The organism is Deltaproteobacteria bacterium (assembly GCA_040223695.1).
Taxonomy (GTDB): Bacteria; Desulfobacterota_D; UBA1144; order Nemesobacterales; family UBA2774; genus JAVKFU01.
The window spans coordinates 118,092-138,162 of record JAVKFU010000007.1; the positions used below are offsets into that span (position 1 = coordinate 118,092).

18 protein-coding genes are annotated in these 20,071 nt (G+C 40.1%); 15 read left to right on the plus strand and 3 right to left on the minus strand.

The features are described from left to right. Window positions 1-51: 51 nt before the first annotated feature. Window positions 52-663, minus strand: coding sequence for an NAD(P)H:quinone oxidoreductase (gene wrbA / locus RIG61_01400; protein MEQ9617812.1), 612 nt, complete (start codon window positions 661-663; stop codon window positions 52-54). A 360-nt stretch (window positions 664-1,023) separates the two neighbouring features. Further along, the gene (locus RIG61_01405; GenBank protein ID MEQ9617813.1) at window positions 1,024-1,629 is read right to left on the minus strand and encodes a hypothetical protein; all 606 of its coding nucleotides are present in this window, start codon (window positions 1,627-1,629) and stop codon (window positions 1,024-1,026) included. A 351-nt stretch (window positions 1,630-1,980) separates the two neighbouring features. Here RIG61_01405 and pyk point away from each other — a divergent pair, with 351 nt between their 5' ends. The 3 genes from pyk (at window position 1,981) to RIG61_01420 (ending at window position 8,114) form a co-directional block, all read left to right on the plus strand. Next, window positions 1,981-3,369, plus strand: a complete 1,389-nt coding sequence (gene pyk, locus RIG61_01410; GenBank protein MEQ9617814.1) for a pyruvate kinase — start codon at window positions 1,981-1,983, stop codon at window positions 3,367-3,369. A 170-nt stretch (window positions 3,370-3,539) separates the two neighbouring features. Further along, window positions 3,540-6,185, plus strand: coding sequence for an AMP-binding protein (locus tag RIG61_01415; protein ID MEQ9617815.1), 2,646 nt, complete (start codon window positions 3,540-3,542; stop codon window positions 6,183-6,185). Window positions 6,186-6,593: 408 nt separating this feature from the next. Next, window positions 6,594-8,114, plus strand: coding sequence for an SDR family oxidoreductase (locus tag RIG61_01420; protein MEQ9617816.1), 1,521 nt, complete (start codon window positions 6,594-6,596; stop codon window positions 8,112-8,114). Window positions 8,115-8,251: 137 nt separating this feature from the next. Here the strand turns inward: RIG61_01420 and RIG61_01425 are convergent, their stop codons facing one another. Further along, entirely contained in the window at window positions 8,252-8,929 is a 678-nt protein-coding gene (locus RIG61_01425) for a nitroreductase family protein (protein ID MEQ9617817.1), read from the minus strand. 537 nt (window positions 8,930-9,466) lie between these two features. Between RIG61_01425 and RIG61_01430 the strand changes: the two genes are divergently transcribed. The 12 genes from RIG61_01430 to RIG61_01485 all read left to right on the plus strand — a co-directional run bounded on the left by RIG61_01430 (window position 9,467) and on the right by RIG61_01485 (window position 20,049). Beyond that, window positions 9,467-10,123 (plus strand): hypothetical protein, encoded by a 657-nt coding sequence (locus RIG61_01430; protein ID MEQ9617818.1) that lies wholly within the window; start codon window positions 9,467-9,469, stop codon window positions 10,121-10,123. A gap of 135 nt (window positions 10,124-10,258) precedes the next feature. After that, window positions 10,259-10,459, plus strand: coding sequence for a helix-turn-helix domain-containing protein (locus RIG61_01435; GenBank protein ID MEQ9617819.1), 201 nt, complete (start codon window positions 10,259-10,261; stop codon window positions 10,457-10,459). Continuing rightward, on the plus strand, window positions 10,452-12,578 hold the full coding sequence (locus RIG61_01440) for an AAA family ATPase (GenBank protein MEQ9617820.1): 2,127 nt from the start codon (window positions 10,452-10,454) through the stop codon (window positions 12,576-12,578). The genes RIG61_01435 and RIG61_01440 overlap by 8 nt, the downstream gene beginning before the upstream one ends. Window positions 12,579-12,603: 25 nt before the next feature. Further along, window positions 12,604-13,113, plus strand: coding sequence for a helix-turn-helix domain-containing protein (locus RIG61_01445; GenBank protein MEQ9617821.1), 510 nt, complete (start codon window positions 12,604-12,606; stop codon window positions 13,111-13,113). 208 nt (window positions 13,114-13,321) lie between these two features. Further along, entirely contained in the window at window positions 13,322-13,798 is a 477-nt protein-coding gene (locus RIG61_01450; GenBank protein MEQ9617822.1) for a hypothetical protein, read from the plus strand. Continuing rightward, on the plus strand, window positions 13,795-14,856 hold the full coding sequence (locus RIG61_01455) for a hypothetical protein (protein ID MEQ9617823.1): 1,062 nt from the start codon (window positions 13,795-13,797) through the stop codon (window positions 14,854-14,856). The genes RIG61_01450 and RIG61_01455 overlap by 4 nt, the downstream gene beginning before the upstream one ends. Before the next feature lie 160 nt (window positions 14,857-15,016). Beyond that, complete coding sequence (locus RIG61_01460; protein MEQ9617824.1) at window positions 15,017-15,808, plus strand: hypothetical protein; 792 nt, start codon at window positions 15,017-15,019, stop codon at window positions 15,806-15,808. 75 nt (window positions 15,809-15,883) lie between these two features. Then, window positions 15,884-17,107, plus strand: a complete 1,224-nt coding sequence (locus RIG61_01465; protein MEQ9617825.1) for a hypothetical protein — start codon at window positions 15,884-15,886, stop codon at window positions 17,105-17,107. A 20-nt stretch (window positions 17,108-17,127) separates the two neighbouring features. Further along, on the plus strand, window positions 17,128-17,922 hold the full coding sequence (locus RIG61_01470) for a hypothetical protein (protein ID MEQ9617826.1): 795 nt from the start codon (window positions 17,128-17,130) through the stop codon (window positions 17,920-17,922). Between the two features lie 149 nt (window positions 17,923-18,071). After that, on the plus strand, window positions 18,072-18,260 hold the full coding sequence (locus tag RIG61_01475; GenBank protein ID MEQ9617827.1) for a hypothetical protein: 189 nt from the start codon (window positions 18,072-18,074) through the stop codon (window positions 18,258-18,260). Window positions 18,261-18,382: 122 nt separating this feature from the next. Then, window positions 18,383-19,108 (plus strand): site-specific DNA-methyltransferase, encoded by a 726-nt coding sequence (locus tag RIG61_01480; GenBank protein ID MEQ9617828.1) that lies wholly within the window; start codon window positions 18,383-18,385, stop codon window positions 19,106-19,108. Between the two features lie 23 nt (window positions 19,109-19,131). Next, window positions 19,132-20,049, plus strand: a complete 918-nt coding sequence (locus RIG61_01485; GenBank protein ID MEQ9617829.1) for a type II restriction endonuclease — start codon at window positions 19,132-19,134, stop codon at window positions 20,047-20,049. Window positions 20,050-20,071: the final 22 nt, after the last annotated feature.

The following is a 20,071-nucleotide window of genomic DNA, read 5'->3' on the forward strand; positions in this document are numbered from 1 at the left end:
TGAACCTTCGAAGAATATGCATCTTTAATACGTATTGCTTATATATTCCCCTTATGCAGCAAGCTTTTTCGCGATCTTTGCGACATGCTCTCCCTGAAACCGCGCGCCGGCCAACTCGTTATCGCTTGGACTGCGGCTTCCGTCGCCGCCAGCGATCGTTGAAGCTCCGTATGGAGAGCATCCGGTTATCTCATCCATAGTCATCTGTCCCTCGAAGGTGTACGGAAGACCGACAATCACCATACCCTGATGCAGCAATGTATAATGAAAACTGAGGATGGTAGATTCCTGGCCGCCGTGCTGAGTGTTCGAGCTAGTAATAACACTCCCCGCTTTTCCGACCAATTTCCCGCTCTGCCATAGCTTTCCCGTAGAATCGAGAAACTGGCGCATCTGGCCGCACATGTTGCCGAAGCGGGTCGGGGTTCCGAATATTATCGCGTCCGCCTCACCCAATTCGTCCCGTGTGCACACGGGGATATGCTCCTGCTCTTTCTGAGATTCTATCGCGCCCATTTTCTCAAGCACATCGTCGGGCAGAGTTTCAGGCACGCGGCGTAGAAGAGCTTCCGTACCGTCCACAGACCTCGCTCCCTCCGCAGCTGCCTCCGCCATTCTATGAACATGACCGTACATCGAATAATAAACAACCAAGACTTTCATTAAATCCTCCTGTTTTACAATATGGTTGTTTTAAGTATACGGAAAATAAAAGGGGTTTCAGCTACTAATTGCAGCAGAATTAAGTAACCTGGGTATTAAGAAAAAATAGAGGTAATCGGTTCTACTAAATGAATTATTTGTAGATTATGAGTTCTATTTCGTCATTAGAATAATGGGTTCCTGTGATTGAATTTCTAGTACAGTGATATCGCATTTTGTAAAGAATCTTCTTCGAGGGGTCTTTTCTTCGGCCGTTTAATTCCTGATGCCGTTTACAATTAATTAGCACGGCTGACTTGAGAGCGCTTTTTTAAATGAAATCCAGAGCGGATTCAAAAATTGTTCCCACGTATAAAACCATTAAATTGTAAACATAAGAAAAGCGTACAGGAGAGCTCCCAATGCGAAAGGCCAAAATCTGCTGTCGCGCTCCTCGGGAAGCTCCTCTTTTAAAACATTGAGAATAACGCCGCCTGCAAGAAAAGAGAAAAGAGCAACGATGGCAGGCTCACTTATTTCAGTATTGATTCCCACAAGCCAGCCGATAAATAGAGAGAAACCGAGTACCCACCTCCCGATATGGTCGTATATATGTTCATGGTGCTCTCTCAGTCCAATATCGTTAACTATCAGGTGAAGTCCCATAGCTCCTACATAAAAACCCAGTCCCTGAACCGAATGATCTTCCCTGTGAACCAGCAAGTAGCCGATGAGCGCATTATAGATGGCAAAAGAAAATATATGTATATAGAAAACCCCTAAATTTCTTTCTTTAGAGCCGTCACGGCTCTTATATTTAGACGTTTTCACCAACTTTTCCAGGCCGTAGAATATCATCAAGCCCAGCATTGCGATAAAATACGCATGGGATTCGAAGAATTTTATGAAATTAAAATAGTCGGATTCTTTTAATACATCCTGCCCCTCTTTGAGCTCCGGCAATACATGAATAAACACGTATGCCACGGATACCCCTCCCGCCATGGATAACCATTTGCATCGTGAAGCCGTATTAAAGAAACTCAGTCTTCCGGCAAATAGATGACCCACCAATAAAATAAATATCGATAATACAACAAGGCTATTCATAAATTAGTCAGGTCTTGATTATTTTTAAGGTAAGTATAAGTTACAGTGCGCTCTTTTAAACCGCCAATAAGTAATAGCACTACCTCATATATTCACAGCTTGAGTGATAACAAAAAAGCCGAAAATTCAACTAAACTATTTAAATTGATTAACCAGTTATAAAGTGTAATTATTATTCTATGCTTAGACTTATAATCAAGAGAGGTTGTACGAAACTCAAAATCCGCAATGATTAAAACCAAAATTATTTGTACAATAGGTCCCGCCACAAGCTCCCCAAAAATGCTTTCGAAGCTGATTCAATCGGGAATGAACGTAGCGAGATTAAACTTTTCTCACGGCACACACTCCGAGCATAAAGAAAGAATCGATACAATCAGGAGAATCTCAGACGACCTAAACAAACCTGTAGCAATTCTGCAGGATCTGGCGGGACCGAAAATCAGAATTGGAGGAATAAAATCGGGGTCGGTAATCTTGGAATCAGGATCGGATTTCACGTTAACCAGCCGTAGCGTTCCGGGCGATGAGAATGAAGTATCAGTCAATTATAAGAAGCTGCCGACAAAAGTAAACGCCCGTGACACCTTACTTCTGAGTGACGGCTCCATAGAGCTTAAAGTCATTGAAACTTCAAAAGAAGATATAATATGCCGGGTAATTACCGGGGGGAAACTCAGTTCCAAAAAAGGAATCAACATACCGGCACACTCCCTCGACATATCGAGCTTTACAAATAAGGACAAAAAGGATCTCGATTTCGGAATTAAGACCGGAATTGACATGATAGCCCTATCTTTCGTCAGAAATGCCCGGGATGTTGAGAAGGTAAAAAGATACTTAAAGAAGAAAAAGAGCACACTGCCGGTTATCGCCAAAATAGAGACCCTTCCGGCAATAGATAATATCGATGAAATACTGGACGCTATTGATGGAATCATGGTTGCCCGCGGTGACCTGGGAGTTGAAACTCCTATCGAAAAGGTCCCGATAACGCAAAAAATAATTATTAGCAAGTCAAATGAGATTGGAAAGACTGTGATTACGGCTACTCATATGCTGAAATCGATGGTACACGACATGAGACCGACCAGGGCTGAGGTTGCCGACGTAGCTAACGCGATTCTGGACGGTACAGACGCTGTAATGCTTTCCGAGGAAACGGCAATCGGCGAATATCCGGATCAGGCGGTGAAAATTCTGGCTAAAATCGCAAAAACCATGGAATCCAGCTCTTTATTCCAGACTCTGGTCGATAAATTCAGGAATTTTTCCACTGATAGCGATCGTGAAGCTCTGGGGCTTGGGGTGTGCAACGTAGCTGAAGATATAAAAGCATCAGCAATCATTACCTACACCAAATCAGGCTATACGGCAAAAACCATCTCCAGGTATCGTCCCAAACAGATCATTATAGCTATCACGCCATCAGTTGATACATACAGATACCTGCCTGGCGTATGGGGAGTTATTCCAGTTTTGACCCAAAACGATGAGGAGCAATACCTAACCCCCGAGAATATGATTAGAACTGCACTAAAATCTAAAGTTATTAAAGCCGGAGATAATGTTGTTATCACGGATGAAGCTGGTATGAGTATTCATACTGTAGAATAACGTCCTGTAATTAAAAATATAAGCTTTGAAGCTCACCAGAGATTATAAAACTGTGAAATATGGTTACGGCAGACCGAAAAAAATTTCCACAGCTCAAATTCCCCGCCTCAATTTAAGTTATAATCTTTTAGGAATCGCGACTTTTTTATAAAATATTAGGGAAACTATAAATGCTCGCTGAACAACTCCGGCACTGGGCCGAGAAACAGCCCGATAAGACAGCCCTACAGCTAAGGGACTCCGAAGGCGCATATTCCACAATCAGCTACCGCGACCTATACCAAAATTGTCTCAAGCTAAAATTAAAACTGGAGTCTATGGGATATAAACCGGGCGATCGTATTTCGGTATATGGCGACAACTCTCCCGACTGGGTTATATCTTACATCGCTGTCCACTTCGCAGGCGTTATTCTGGTACCGCTTGACGCCCTGCTCGGCCCTCAGGATATTTTCAATTTTCTGAGTTTCTCGGAGGCAAAAGCCGTAATAACCGACCAATCGCATATAGATAAACTCAAAGAAGAATTAACGACAAGAGGCTCAGATATTGAAGTCATCCCTATGGAATCGATAGTTAACGGGTCCGAAGAAAAGCGATCAGGCGAGCCTCATATACCGGACCCGGATGATCTGGTAGCCATATTGTTTACCTCCGGCACTACAGGGACTCCAAAAGGCGTTCAGTTATCGAACAATAATGTTTTCGGCAACGTAAGGGCAATATTGAAATCAGTCGATGTGAGGCCACGGGACAACATCTTAAATATTCTTCCTCTTCATCACGGATACTCATCTATAGTAGCCTTACTGTCCCCTCTTTGGGCAGGCGCTACCGTTACATTTTCAGAGTCAATTAAAAGCACCGACCTGATTGCATGTATAAGAGAAACAAAAGTCACAATTTTCCCTGGAGTGCCGAGGTTATTCGAGCTTCTGTATAACGAAATAGACAGCAGAGTGAGACGCTTGCCTTTGCTGCAAAAGACTTTATTTAAAAGTATGTTCAAAATATCGGAATTCAGCTGGAAATCAATAAATGTGAGATTGGGAAAATTGTTTTTCGGACAAATTCACGAACCGTTCGGCGGGCAATTTCGTTTTTTTACATCAGGGGGCGCCAAGCTCGACCCTAAAATATATAGCAGCTTTCTCAGCCTCGGTTTCAAGATAGCCGAGGGATACGGACTCACCGAAACCTCCGCTGTTTCGACACTGACGTCGCCTGATAACCCCAATCCGGGAAGCGCGGGAAAACCGCTGCCGGGGGTTGAAATCAGGATCGATAACCCGGAGGAGTCCGGAACGGGAGAGGTATGCATAAGAGGACCGAATGTCACTAGAGGCTATTACAAGAACGAGAGCGCTACTAACGAACTGATAAGAAACGGGTGGCTTTTTTCCGGGGATCTGGGGAGATTGGATTCGGGGAATAATCTCTTTATTACCGGAAGGGCCAAAGAGGTGATAGTTCTTCCCTCGGGCAAGAATATATATCCTGAGGATGTGGAAAACCTGTATAAAAAGAGCTCACTCATAAAGGAGCTTTGCGTCATACCCTCGAAGTCGGACTCCGGCAGCATTAAAGGTCTCGGCATGGTAGTAGTCCCCGACATGAAAGAGGCAAGAGACAGAGACGTTCTTGATATACGGGAAAGAATACGTACTACCATCTCAATGACGGGGTCGAGCCTGCCCTCATATATGCAGATATCCGAGGTTCTTATTTACACTGACGAACTGCCGAAGACAAGATTGGGCAAGTTCAGGAGAGGTGAAATTGAGGAGATAGCAGCCGAGCTAAAGGCGGGCGAGCAACCGAGGGAAACATTCCTCACACCCAAGGCGATAGAGCTCCTGAACAAGCCCGAAGCCCTAAGATTCCTGAAACACTTTACCGAGATAACCGAAGTCGAGGGACCTTTTCATCCGAGCGACGACCTCACACTGGACCTCGGACTCGATTCCCTTACGCTTGTCGAGATCACAGCTTTACTTGAAAAGGAGTTCGGAGTTTTGATAACGGAAAGAGACATTTCAGACATCCGCACAATCGGGGACATACTCAAAAGACTACCCGAATCACAACCGACAATTACTGAAGAAGATAGAAATCTAAAAACTTTATTCGAACGGGAAGAAACCGAATCAATAGATGATATTTTTAATTTGAACCGGGGCATTTTTAAAAGAGCGGCTATGAGAATAATACAGATCCTGGTCAGGGTAATCGTAAAAATCACATTCAGGGCCAGCATCAAAAAAGTTAACAAGATACCTAGGAATAAAGCGGTTTTGATATGTCCCAACCACCAGAGCTTCATAGATCCTGTACTGATTTTTGCCCTTCTGCCCGGCGACATGCTTGAAAAACTTCTTTTCACAGGCTTCGGCGAGTACTTTAGCAAGCCCCCGCTTTCCTGGATCGTGCATCCCTTGAGAGTAATACTGACGGGTACCAGCAGAACGTACGCCGACTCCCTGAGACTGGCGTCACAGGGGCTGAGACGCGGCATGTCCGTCTGCATCTTTCCGGAGGGGGCGCGCACGAGTACCGGAAGTATAATGGAGCCCAGGATAGGGACGGGTTTATTGAGCGTGGAAACAAACACTCCTATCATTCCGATTTATATCGACGGCGCAACCAAAACACTCTCCCCCGTAAACCCCGATCTTAATTTCCCGAAGGTGACTCTTACCGTGATGGACCCGATAGAACCCGCAGTGGGTAAAAAGGACGCAAAGGATTTATATCAGGAGACTGTTAACAAGTGGATGGAAGAGATGAAAAGAATTGAAGAGAACACGGGGCGATAAACATAATTACGAGAAGGCTTAGTCCGGCTCCCGGTTAACATTCAGGCCCAAAGATTCGGAGCCACAAATCAGCGCTCAGCAGGATTACAAGCGGCTAAATGTGTGAATAATTTCAAGGGCTTAGTTGCCCGTGCTCGCTTTAAGAACCTTGCCGCCCATAACCTGACTCGACGCGCTCTACAAAGTATATTTGTCTCATGCGGAGATTTAGTCTTGCTTGGCATGCCACTTGTATATATAGAATTGATAGCATATCTCTACTATTTATAATGTCTTTTATAGATAAGGCCAGAATATTCGAGCCTGTAAAATTCACGGAATTACAAATTAATGCTAACCTAACTTACGGGAACAAAAATTTATTAACGCCAATATCGTTCGATGAAAAAGGCGGAGCAAAAAAATAAAATGTCAAAAATCGAACCTGGGAATTCACGAGTACTGGTTCTCGGAGCCTCAGGTTATGTAGGCGCGAGACTCGTTCCGGAGCTCCTCAACAGCGGTTATTCGGTTAGAGCATGCAGCAGGTCTATCGATAAACTTGAAAAAAGACCCTGGAGTAACAAAAAAAATCTTGAGTTGGCCGAGTTTGATATATTTGATGAGGACTCGTTAATAAATGTAACTCAGGGCTGCGACGCCGCATATTATCTTATTCATTCGATGAACCCGAACAAAGAGGATTTTGCGGAAGCGGATAGAAAAGCAGCTCAGAACATGGTTAAGGTTGCCGAGCGATGCGGATTAAAGAGAATAATATATCTCGGCGGGCTGGGCGACAAGGATACGACAATCAGTAAACACCTTCTGTCCCGAATTGAAGTGGGGGAAATACTGCAATCGGGAAAAGTTCCGACAACCGTTTTTCGGGCGGCAATGATCATAGGAGCGGGAAGCGCGTCATTCGAGATACTTAGGTATCTCGTAGAACGCCTGCCAATCATGATAACCCCGAAGTGGGTCCGTATAGAATCTCAGCCGATAGCGATAAGAAACGCTTTGTATTACCTGGTTAAATGTTTGAAGACGGAATCCACAACGGGAAATTCATACGACATCGGAGGCCCGAAAGTCCTGAGCTATCAGAGTCTTATGCATACATACTCCAGGGAAGCGGGTCTGTCGAGGAGATGGATTATTCCCGCTCCGGTTCTAACGCCAAAATTGAGCTCATACTGGATTCATCTGGTAACACCGATTAACGCAGCGATTGCCAGACCCCTGGCTCAGGGTTTAAGCAGTAAAGTGGTTTGTCTTGAGAACAGAATACACAATGAAATATCGCAGGATTTGCTGGATTGCAGACAAGCGATAAAGCTCGCTCTCGACGAGGCGCAGCATAATTTAGTGAAAGATATTAACGAACAAACTGACGTTATTCCCCCGCCTGAATGGACTTATCCGGGAGACGACGCCTGGGCCGGCGGCAAGGTTTTTGAAGACCACCGAGTAGTCAGAATCAAGGCAAGCCCACAGCAGGTTTGGCAGCCTCTGTTAAATATCGGAGGTAGAAATGGATGGTACTATGCGGATTGGCTCTGGAAACTAAGAGGCTCAATAGACAATCTGATCGGCGGTGTCGGAATGAGACAAGGAAGGACCGACCCTCATCATCTTAATGAAGGGGACATGGTGGATTTCTGGCGAATAAAGGAAGTCAGGAACTATAAAAGGCTCTTATTAAAAGCCGAGATGAAATTACCCGGGAGCGCGATTCTGGACTTCTCTATTCTTCCAAAGGAAGACGGGACCGTGGAGCTTCATCAAATTGCAAGATTTATTCCCCGCGGCCTGGGCGGCATATTATACTGGTATTCTGTATCCCCTCTTCACCATCTGATATTCAACGGCATGCTCACCAGGATTGCTAAGTCGGTAGGGAAGCCCATGATCAAAGGCCCGGTTGTATATATTCACGAGCCGCTATGACAATATCAATCAAATCAGTATGCCGGATAAGATAATAATCAATACGTTCATAATTTAATCTCCTTCACTGTTCTTGTTTTAGCATCAGTTCAAAGACCAAATTCAGTTCATCCCTATAGTCGGGCTTCTCACAATACTTAATCATGACCGTTTTCAGTCAAGGGTCTGCCGCTCCAGTGTCCATTAACGGCGAATGAGGAAACCGGGTTACGCTTTAACCGTGTGAGCTGCCTTAGAGGTTTACCGAGCGGTATAATTGCGCTTACCGCGAAATGATCCGGGATGCCAAGAAGCTCTCGTAATTCCGGTTCACGGGAAATAGCTAAGGTAGTTATATTACCGCCATATCCCTCGTTTCGAGCAGCAAGCAGGATATTCCAGACAAAAGGATAAATAGAAGCCCCGCTGACTACGCCGATTCGAGTGAGGTTCTGATCCACAGAAGCGACAACCCTGAGATCAACACACACAACCAGCACTAAAGCAGCATCCAAATATATTTTTGTTAAATGGGTCGGGGCCGGAATGGAATCTATCGTCTCGGAATCGACCTTTGACGGGACTATGGTATTCCAGGGGTTTTCACCCGCCTCCAGCTGTGCCGCGTATCTCTTCGCGGCGGGCGCGGCCAGGTCAGCCAGAGCCTTCCTCGTTTTCTTCTCTCGTATAATAATCACACGCCATCCCTGTCTGTTTCCACCGCTTGGAGCGAAACGCGCGTTATCGAGAATTTTGTAGAGAGTGGAATCGGATATAGGATCTTTGGTAAATTCTCTCGCGGCAAAAGCCGTGCGCATTACCTCATAAAGTTCCATAATTAATCCTCCTGGAGATAAGTTATGGACAGGCATGTCCAGAACAACCACAGTCCATGCGTAATACAAACCGTATATTGAATTCGACAGAAGTTGGACCATTTTTCATATATTTATATAGTATGCACGCCTCCTTACTTAGTTTTCTGACTGCTTGCAGATACAATATTCTGTCTAAGTTTTCTATGAGAAGTATTTCAAACAAAAGATCTCTTCCGTTCATCTTTTCCATATCTATGAAGCTCCGGTCTATTCTTACGTTCCTCCTTAAGGATAATGATGAAATACATTTGCGCCAGATATTAACAAAAAGCTTAATACGTAAATATTGGCGAACCCCCGACCTAGTGGTTAACAGAGCTTCAATTTGAAGTTGTGCTAATTTGTGTTGTGTTGTTCCATCAAGCATAACTCCCTTTAATCATAGGTTTATATATATCTTAATTACGAACTCGCTTTGTGTTTAATGGTGTGGGATTATGATAGAATGTAAAGCTGACTGTAGCCAGAACTGTAGCCGACCATAAAATAATTATAATGAATAAGAAAAAGCTCAAACTATACATATACCCTGAAATTACCAAAGATGAGTTTCTATTGAGGATAAGAAATGACCCCTTCTGTATTTATAATGACCCTCTAATTAAGCGTGCTATTCATGTGTTACATCATTGTTGCCTTTTATATGATAAGAGGGAAATGGCTAAGAATATATTCAAGTCGGCTGGATTGAATGCATTCATTCCAGAATATGCTAAAGGACGTAAAAGTAGTGATAAAAACTTGGCTAGAGTCAAATCACGAAAATTATATACTGAAATTGAGACGTACAAATTCAAGTTAGCTTCGTTCTTAAATAAAAGATACACTCGTGAAAATCAATTACAAAAGAGAAAAGACATTCAAGAAGCATTTAAAAGTATCTTTGGATACGAGCCATCTACAGAGAATTTAAACTTCCTAACCCATGGAGAGCATGATAAAGATAAGGTAGCAATAGCTATAGGATTATACTGCTTGAATAATAATTTCAAAGACAAATACGAATCTGTAAAAAAGAGATATTATAAAATCAGCAAGACAAAAGAAACCATATTTAAGAGGGAGGCTCCAAGGATATTGAAAGACAGAGCTTGGCTGAGATATCTTATCAAGAATAAAATTAATCCTTCTCAGTATCTTGTCCGTAATTAGGAATGCACTTCTTCTGGCCAATAATTCATGATGCCCTGCTTTAAATTGTGAAGAAAATATTTCAATTTTCTTCACAATATTGATTACACCACTTCACGTAAACTAATGCCTCATAAAACAAAACGGAGGTCAATCATGTATCAAGATAGACTTTGGGATATGAGGCAATTAATGGAAGCATATCCAGCTTTCAAAGAATGGGGTGTACGTTGGCTTGTCCGTCATAGACGTATACCTGTAGTGAGAATAGGTCGACGTATATACTTCGACCCAGAAGATATCAATCGCTGGGTTGAAAAAAATAAAATTTCCGAACTAGGAGATGAAAATGCCTAAAAAAATAAAAAGCCCCAGCGCCAAACTGAGGCTTAAAAAAACTCACATTAAATTTATTTTATCACGAGTTAAGTCTAAAGAAAATAAGCTCGCAATTCAATTTGCGACTTTATTTAGGGGCAGAGAAGACGCATGGGGGAGACTCAGAGGAGGTTGCGTGAGAGAAGAGCTGAATAAATCTCATTATCTAAGACATCTAAACGGTGAAGAGTCGCTAGGTATCTACCCTGTACTTGATGACGGTAATTGTTATTTTGCGTTGTTTGACCTCGACTTCAGGTCTGACCCGAATGCGAAGAAACGAGCAAAAAAAGAGGCTCGAAGGTTATACATTAAATTATCACAGATTGGCTTTAAGCCTATGCTAGAGATTAGTAAATCGGGCCTAGTTCATGTGTGGGTATTATTTTCAGAACCTGTGCCAGCCAGAAAAGTCAGAGTGATTTTTCGGACCATAGCTAATATGCTTAATCTCCCTATTCGTGATGGCCACGTGGAAGTTTTTCCGAAGCAGGACTCAATAACACCACCGGGAGTAGGCCATTATATCAATTTACCCTACTTCGGAACTCTTACGCGGGAACCAGAAAATAGGGTTATGGTCGATTTTAAGTATTTTAGACCACTAGGCTTTGAAAAATATCTCAAAATCGCGAGGGAAAATAGAACATCCAGAGAAACTCTAGATAATGCCTATAATAAACTGGTGCCTAAGACATCACATACATGGGCAGACAGAAAAGAGATGATTATCGAAATCCTTTCGGGCAATTGGTCTGAAGGGCAAAGACAAAACTTAGCCCTGTATTTTGCCGGATTTGCACGAAAGCATAATATTAGCTGGGCTGATACAAGAGAAATAATTCTCGGCGCAGCTTCTAACTGCGGTGATGACGAAACTCGACAGAGATTGGACGCGATAAAAAGTACTTATAATAAAAAGTTGAAAGATGCCTCTATCAAAGGTTACACCGGACTACAAGAAATTCTATCGTCCGATAAATTGAAGGAGCTCACCGAGCTGGTAAAATCTCGACAATATACAAATTATGATTTAAAGCCGACTCCGTTACGAGATTTTATGGGGTACGAACCGCCGACAATCAGGTGGATAGTCGATAAAATGATTGTAGAGGGAAGTCTGGTGTTGCTCGTGGGCAAGCCGAAGCTCGGGAAATCCATCTTTGCGCTTAATATAGGCTTGTCAGTAGCGCAAGGAGAACTGTTTTTACAGAATGCGACAACCAGAGGAAAAGTCTTGTATCTGGCCTTAGAGGATAGACCCCGACTAATTAATAAGAGGCTCTGGCAGATACTACAGAGTCGAGAGGACATTGATATCGATTTTATATGTAAACCTGTATTGCTCGACTCACAAGAGCAGAGAGACAGCCTGAAAGCCCTTATAGAGGAGAGAGATTATAAACTTGTTATAATCGACCCTCTTATCGAGTCTTATAATGCAGCTGACGAAAACAACGCAAACGATATGGCTAGAGTGTTAAGACCTATCAGAGAAATCGTACAAAGTACGAGTTGCTCATGCCTTGTTATTCACCATACTCGAAAATCAGAAGGTATAAGTGGAGAAGTTATCCGAGGCTCGTCAGCTATCCTCGGTGCAGTTGACGGAGCGATATTGTTAAAAGAAATTCGTGGTCAGGGGAAAAATATATCTATAGAAACCATCATCAGGGACGCTGAATCCGGAGAATTGAAAGAGGCGGAATTGAAGGGGGACCTGAGGTGGGAGCTCAAAGGGAAATATCCGGATATACAGAAACTGACTACTAATGAAAGGATTAAAAATCAGCTGAAATCAGGTAAGAAAGGTATTAGAGGAATAAGTAAGTCCCTTGGCTTAGAATACGAAGCTACTAAAAAGGCATTACAAACCATGGTTGAAGAGGGAGTCGTAATACGACTTCCTCAAGGGAAAAACCGTAAGGCTGGTAATCTATACATGCTGGCATCACAAATTTCCCAAGAAAAACTCCCAAGAGAAAAAAGTAACGATTCAGGTAAGTTATACGACAAACACGAGCTCTTGGGAAAACTAAAAGTAGCGGTAAGAAATAAACGACTACGCCAGAGAAATAGTCATTCGGAGCATCATTGAAAATAACATTAAAAAAATGAGCGTTATGAAAGTAGGGAAAATAAATAAGCTACGAACTCAACGAGATATAATAAAAATAATAGGTCTAGTTATCAATAATAAACTCCACCCTGCAAGTCTGTCGAAGGAAGAGCAGACGCTTATTATTGAATTCCTGCGTTATGAGGAAAACTTCACTATAGCCAAGATAGCGGCCCTATTAGGTCTTCACAGAGACACAGTACGGTCCCGATTGAAGAAAATAGACGAGGCTATGAGGGCCAGACTAATCGCAAGGGGCTTCGACCCCTGGACCGTGATTTCAGAGCTGTTTCGAGTAAAGGCAGTGGTACAGTCTAAAGCCGCACAAATGGCTGACTGGGGACTCATATGGAAAACTGAGATGGATACTATGGATAAGCTCTTGAAAATCGGTTTGATAAAAGAACATGAGCCGGACGAGATTTTAAACGGTGAAGAAGCCGAGGAATACGCACACGCCAAATTCGATAAAAAAACGCTCATGAACAAGCTTAAGGAAATGAGAGAGGCGTGAAACAAGGCCCGCTGATAAATTATATTTACGCCGAGAAATTTTAGGATTTTCGGATTATGATACTCCTAATATAACACCCGTATTCACTGAATAGAATCGGATTTTCACATCATTTATGCCGAATAATTCACAGGAGATTGACACTGAGGAGAGTCTTATGAGATAATCGATTAGGTCGGTTCTTATTCTGTCGATACTTTTCATACTGATGTATGAGGTGGTTAAGATGGGGTTTGTATGTGGTAAGTGTGATTATGAAACCGAAGACAATATCTCTTCTTGCCCTCAGTGCGCAGACGTAGAAGAAATAAATCAAACCACCTATTCCAAATTAAGAGGCATCCTCGATAATACGAAAGAGTTTGTCTCATTAAAAAGTAATGAATTTGTAGACAAGAATCCAAAACTTAAAGAGCATGCGAAAAAGATATCCGAAGAAGTTTCTACAAGGTTTGTCGAATCAGGTGCGCAGAGACATATACATACTATAAAAACGAAGTCAGGGGAAACCCTAGATGTAATAAGCGGCCAGGCTATGTATGAGTTGGTTCAGGAAAGATTATCGCTTCAGGATAGGTATAACGACCTCTTAGCCACTAAACTTCAAGAAGCCTTAGAGAGAATCTCGGAACTAGAGAAAAAAATCTCAGAATTAAATTCGTCTGAAATTCCGGATAAAAAATGAACATACATAAATTCGACTTATTGTACGGGTCCGCTATTAAGAATAGCGAGAGAATATTCGAGCATTGGGACAATGAGAAAAGGGTTGATGAGCTTCTGAATACACCAATTGCTCCGGGAGTAGTTTTATTCGATGTGCTTCACGGAGACCAAATCCTAGACCAGATAAAACCTGAGCTGAAAGAGGCCTTTACAGCCCTTATGAAGGATAAGGCTGATACATACGAGGAAATTCGAGCACTAATATACGAAAAAATAGAACTCGGTGATAACTCTATTGAGGGTTTTATAAATAAAATTGTAGGACAGGTCGGTGAAAACAGATTTATCGATGAGGCTGAGAAAATCGGTCTTGATGCGAGATTGGCGGAATCTGGCAGCCAAAAAGGTTGGGATGCTGTGCTACCTACGTCGGAGGGCACAAAGGAGTATGTGCAAGTTAAACTATATTCCGAACCTTCTTCGGTAATTCGTGAGATAAAAGAAGTTAATGATAAGCTTCAGCTTGGAGAAATTACAGACGGGGACCAGATAGTTAATTCTATAGATTTCGCAGTACCTGAGGATATCCATGAAGAGGTTGTCGAAATGGTAAATGAACTGGATTTAGAGACTAAAATTTACAAGATTGATATTACTAGCAGTGAAGCAAGAGACATGACCGAGTTGGGTTTCGGCTTCTCGGCTAATGCCAGTGAAGCTTTAGAAAATTTTTTCACAGAAATTATAGGTTCAAGTATTACTGCAGCTTCACTCCATGTCTTAGCGAACGCTTTCTTAATGTATAAAGGAGCAAAAAATTCAGAACAATTTATACACGACACTCTTGAACAAACGGCTATATCCTCAGGAGCAATTTCTACAGGTATGGCTGTCGAACTAATGCTAACAAATATAGCTAGAATTGGAGGTTTACCCTCTTATGTTCTTGTTTTAGGTACAACTATAACAATACGGCAAATATTGAAAAGAATAGCGAATCGTCAATCCTATGTGGACTGGCTTGAAAATCAGAATTTGAAACTTCATCAATCGATGTTAGCTATGTCTAATTACTAACGAAAGTGTAATCCTGAAGTGGTGATTTCCCGAGAATAATGAACCTTCAGGAAATGCTACTGACTGACCATAATAGAGAAACTGTAAAAAATCTTTACTGAATTTGTTCAAGGGACAAAAATTAACAAAACCTGCTTAGAATTTGCAACAGAGCGGAAAAATGAGTTCATATACAAATGAGAACAAATTACTAAATCTAATACCTGAAGCTACTTTAATAGCAATTTTTACAGCCTGCTCGTATTGGATAGCATTTGTATACGAAGTTGGTTATTTTAAAACCTTCGACATCCCTTATAATCTAATTCAACTGAAATTAGAATCAGTTCTTACTGTTTTTGTCCTCCTAATTGGAGTGCTTTGGCTTGTATTCCTCATAGGAAATTTCTTAGCAATGTTTTGGCCAACACATCCAGCACTAAAAGTAAAAGCTGTTAGAGTATCATTAATAATTCTACTCTTATTAATACATATAATAAATTATGGTTTCCGTCGAACAGATTGGATTATATATATTTTTTTTGGTGTAGTTTTAATAATATTTGAATTGATTTGGCCAATCTTAGTTCATTCCAAAAAGAAAAACTTTAGTGAAAAAATTATTGCCGACGAAGTAGCTGAAGAACCTGCTAGAAGCAAAAGTATATTTGGTCGTATTTTTAATTTAATAGGACCAGCAGGTTACAATCTTTTATTATTCATATTCGTTAGCAGTTGGTTAGCATACACGCAAGGAGTCGCCAAAGCGGAGACAACGAAAGAATATTATGTTGTCCAAGATACAAATCTAGTTGTCGTCAAAATGTATCCGGAGGTTATCTACTGTGTACCGTTCAACCCGGAGTCCAAAGCCTTATTACCAAAATTAATAATACTTTCTTCATATGATAAGGGAACTATCGAGCTCGAAATGAAAAAAATTGGTCCTCTAAAAGTAGAAAAAGAGCAATGATTTATAAATTGTAGATAGAAACTGAAAACAGCTTACTGTTTGATAACAGAACTATTTGTTCTACAATATTTAATAATGAGCCTCTTAAGTGTTTGGTCAAGTGATAAATCCCAATTAATTGATAAGAAGGTCAGTCAAATTATATCTTTTGCGGGAGATGGAAAACTTCGAGATGGTTCTTCAACCTCAGTTGAGTTTCGTGAATTTCTCAGAATAATTCCTTCTAACAAACTCAGAGAATATGCTATTGAGTGCTTACAAGAAAAGTTTCAGGATTCAGGTTATGTTTTGCAGGATATCATTAACGAAATTGGAAACAGAATCGGATTTGAAGTTACTAATGGCATATATCTAGGTAATAAAAATAAACTTAATTGTGATGGCATTTGGAAAACTCCTCAGTCTAAGTTCATTGTTGTCGAAGTAAAGACAACTGACGCATACCGCATAAAATTAGACACAATTGCATCTTATCGAAAGACATTCATATCTCGAGAGAATCAAACAAATGAAGATGTATCAATATTATTGGTTGTAGGGAGGGAAGATACAGGCGGTTTAGAAGCACAAGTAAGAGGTTCCAAATACGCATGGTCCATTAGAATTATTAGTATAGACGCTTTAATTAAACTCATGACTGTGAAAGAGGACTTGGACAACCCTGATACTGTTAACAAAATTTTCCAAGTTCTATTACCTAAAGAATATACAAAACTCGATGAAATAATCGAAATGATTTTCTCCACAGCTGAAGGTATTACAGAAAGTGAAGGAGAAATTGTGGATGATTTTGAAGAGAAATCAGAAAGTCATAGAAAGAAAATACCAGTATCCTTTCGTGAAGGAAGTATAGAATTTATCCAAAAACAATTAGGTATAGATTTAGTAAAAAGAACTAAGTCATTATATTCAAGCATAGACAACGATATTGGACTCAGTATTGCGATTTCGAAGGAATATGTAAAGAATGATAGTTCAGGCTATTGGTTTGCCTTTCATCCATATCAAAAAGATTTCCTAAAGAAATGCTCAAAACCATTTGTAGCATTCGGCTGTGGCTCTTCAGATAACATAATTCTATTTCCCTTTGAAGTTTTTTCAGCATGGTTAAAAAAGATGAATACAACCAAAGACGAAAAAAGAGTTTATTGGCATGTCCAAATATTACAAAAAAATGGGAATTTTACTTTATATTTGAAAGCTCGACACGAAAATCCTGACATCACAGCCTATCATATAAAATTAGATAAAAATCCAGTAATGTCAGAACTGATATATCAAGAAAACACTTCTGGATAATAAATATAGGTCGAAAGAATATGAGCAAACTAAATCACAGAACTTCTACTAGTGAAAATCTCGAAAAATTCAAAAATTTTGTTCACACATTTGGTGCAACGCGGTTGCTCTTACAAAGAGCCCACGAACAGGGCTTCCTGATTGAAGGCTTAGTTTTATACGCATCATTAACTGATGGGCTTTGCCGCATTTGTCTCATATTGAAAGAACAGATTAAGAACGGAAACGCCACAATTAATCCGCGATATATTTATCAGAATGACGATAAGCTCTATTTTACAGAGAGAAAGATTTACAAATTAGTCCGACAGAAGAACATTATTGAATCTGCTTTATATCATGAACTTGATAATTTATACAGTATAAGGAATAAGTTCATCCACAGATTTTTTATCAGTGAAATTGAGTATTCTCATCTAGAAGTAGTTTGTACTCGTTATGAAAGGGTTTATCAGCAACTTTTGAAAATTACGCATGATTTGGAAACGGAGCAAATAACGCAAGGAGTCGGAATGACTATATCGGGTAATTACACTCCCGAGGATGAAAGTGAAATTAAACAAGACATCTATAAAAAGATTAAAACTAGCAGTGAGAGAAACCTTGCGAAAACTCTAGATTGTTCTTCAGTAGAGGAGATTATTGAATTCAGCTCGAAGAGCGGTCTTATTAATAAATGTGGAGATTGTGGACATATGAAAATCGAGCATGTCGATATTAAAGCTTTTCAAGAACAAAAAGATAGTGCTATTGATTTGGACTGTTATATAAACGAATGTAGGTCAAAGAATTGCTCATGTAAACAGTATAGATAGTGCATTCACATTCAAATCACTCGCACCCATTTACTCCGACTGCTCTAGCAAATAATGTCATGATAAAAATCAAGTTTCAAATATGGTCCGAAGTTAGCCGATTCTTAGATTTATTGACTTTCTAAATTATGACTATATGATACATATACATGCCAAAACGATTCAGACCAAAATTAATACATATATATTTACACGAAGATGAAGACCATTTTCTCAGGAAATATGCTGAGGATAATTATCTATCCGTATCTGAATTAATACGGGGATGGATACATGAAGTAATGAAAACCAAAGGTTTCGAAATTCAAGAACCTCTTAATCCAAACAAAGAAGAATGAGTATGAATCTAACGAAGAATAAAATTCATAATAACATAGAAATAACACTTCAATCTGTCACAAATAAACCGTATTTTCACTCTAGTAATTTTGTTTTATACAATAGCGATTGTTTGGAATTAATGAATGCTTTACCAGAAAATTTTGTCGACTTGATATTTGCGGACCCACCGTACAATTTATCAAATAATGGCTTTTCCGTTCACGCTGGAAGACGTGTATCAGTTAATAAGGGGCAATGGGATGAAAGTAAAGGATTCGAACTAGATTTTGAATTTCACCTTAAATGGTTGGAAGCCTGCCAAAGAATATTAAAGCCAAGTGGTTCTATCTGGGTTAGTGGAACATATCATTCGATTTATCAATGTGGAGCGGTATTACAGATGCTTGGATATCATATATTGAATGATATTGCCTGGTATAAACCAAACGCATCTCCAAATTTGAGTTGTCGTTACTTCACTGCAAGTCATGAAACTTTAATATGGGCAAGAAAAGATAAAAATTCCAAACATTGTTTCAATTACGAAGAAATGAAGAATGGAGATTGGCACGTTAACGATTCCGTCAAGAATCCAGGAAAACAAATGAGAAGCGTTTGGGCTATTAATACACCACATAGATTCGAAAAGAAATATGGGAAACATCCTACACAAAAGCCATTAGAGTTATTGCACAGAATAATTTTATCATCCTCACATGAGGGTGATTTAGTATTTGACCCGTTTACTGGTAGTTCAACTACTGGAATTGCTGCTTTCCACAATAACAGAAGCTTCATCGGTGTAGATAAAGAAATCAAGTACCTGGAATTGTCGAAGAAAAGGTTTTCTGATTTGCTCTTATAGATTGGATATCAATTTACCTGAACATGATTTATCTCGACTTCTATAAAAACCTAAATTGTAATAATGAAGATGAGGTCTTCAGTTATCTAATTGATACTCTCAAACCTAGCATTACTCTTTGGACATACTTCGTGAATTGGGACAAGGTTCTTGATAATACGAATAAGATAGAGCTACATTTGAATGTGCTCAATTACCTTATTGGAAAAGATAATTTCGACGAGGAGTTTAGAAAAATATTAAGACAGTACCCGTCTTCAATTGAAGCAATTCCGGCATTAGTTGTTAGGGATGGGCAAAGTAGAAAAAGATTTAAGATTCTTGTGGACTTCAACGAGAAAAAGTTAACATATGCAGACTTTGATTTCTCTAAGAAAAAACTAGACGAAAATGATATTGAGAACTACCTTTTATTCATAGAAAAAACAGGGCTAAAGGAACTTCTTCAATCAAGAAAAATAAAAAGTCTTGTTGATTACATGATAGGGGTTGAAGCAGGCATAGACAGTAATGCCCGTAAAAATAGGGGTGGAAAATCAATGGAATACATTGTTGAAGTATTTGTTGATGATTTATGCGAGAGAAGTGGATATGAATATTTAAAGGAAGCTGATTCAATCAAAATCAAAAGAAAGTGGGATTATAATGTACCAGTAGATAAGTCATCTCGTCGATATGACTTTGTAATCCATAATGGCAAAGAAATTTTTTTAATTGAAACGAATTTCTATGGAGGCGGAGGCTCAAAACTAAAATCAACTGCAGGAGAATATCGAAATCTCTATGACGTCTTGAGGAATAAACATAAGTTCATATGGATAACAGATGGATATGGATGGAAGAGTAGTGCTAGGCCTCTTAGAGAAACATTCGACCACAATGATTATCTCTTCAATTTGAACATGATTGAAAATGGGATTCTCGAAGAGATATTGAGATGAGGAATCCAAGAGTAATTGGTTA

Bases quoted from the DNA above. Each gene is read 5' to 3' on its own strand.
- wrbA (MEQ9617812.1), bottom strand. From the start codon at position 663: ATGAAAGTCTTGGTTGTTTATTATTCGATGTACGGTCATGTTCATAGA.
- pyk (MEQ9617814.1), top strand. From the start codon at position 1,981: ATGATTAAAACCAAAATTATTTGTACAATAGGTCCCGCCACAAGCTCC.
- RIG61_01415 (MEQ9617815.1), top strand. From the start codon at position 3,540: ATGCTCGCTGAACAACTCCGGCACTGGGCCGAGAAACAGCCCGATAAG.
- RIG61_01420 (MEQ9617816.1), top strand. From the start codon at position 6,594: ATGTCAAAAATCGAACCTGGGAATTCACGAGTACTGGTTCTCGGAGCC.
- RIG61_01425 (MEQ9617817.1), bottom strand. From the start codon at position 8,929: ATGGAACTTTATGAGGTAATGCGCACGGCTTTTGCCGCGAGAGAATTT.
- RIG61_01430 (MEQ9617818.1), top strand. From the start codon at position 9,467: ATGAATAAGAAAAAGCTCAAACTATACATATACCCTGAAATTACCAAA.
- RIG61_01435 (MEQ9617819.1), top strand. From the start codon at position 10,259: ATGTATCAAGATAGACTTTGGGATATGAGGCAATTAATGGAAGCATAT.
- RIG61_01440 (MEQ9617820.1), top strand. From the start codon at position 10,452: ATGCCTAAAAAAATAAAAAGCCCCAGCGCCAAACTGAGGCTTAAAAAA.
- RIG61_01445 (MEQ9617821.1), top strand. From the start codon at position 12,604: ATGAAAGTAGGGAAAATAAATAAGCTACGAACTCAACGAGATATAATA.
- RIG61_01450 (MEQ9617822.1), top strand. From the start codon at position 13,322: ATGTATGAGGTGGTTAAGATGGGGTTTGTATGTGGTAAGTGTGATTAT.
- RIG61_01455 (MEQ9617823.1), top strand. From the start codon at position 13,795: ATGAACATACATAAATTCGACTTATTGTACGGGTCCGCTATTAAGAAT.
- RIG61_01460 (MEQ9617824.1), top strand. From the start codon at position 15,017: ATGAGTTCATATACAAATGAGAACAAATTACTAAATCTAATACCTGAA.
- RIG61_01465 (MEQ9617825.1), top strand. From the start codon at position 15,884: ATGAGCCTCTTAAGTGTTTGGTCAAGTGATAAATCCCAATTAATTGAT.
- RIG61_01470 (MEQ9617826.1), top strand. From the start codon at position 17,128: ATGAGCAAACTAAATCACAGAACTTCTACTAGTGAAAATCTCGAAAAA.
- RIG61_01475 (MEQ9617827.1), top strand. From the start codon at position 18,072: ATGCCAAAACGATTCAGACCAAAATTAATACATATATATTTACACGAA.
- RIG61_01480 (MEQ9617828.1), top strand. From the start codon at position 18,383: ATGAATGCTTTACCAGAAAATTTTGTCGACTTGATATTTGCGGACCCA.
- RIG61_01485 (MEQ9617829.1), top strand. From the start codon at position 19,132: ATGATTTATCTCGACTTCTATAAAAACCTAAATTGTAATAATGAAGAT.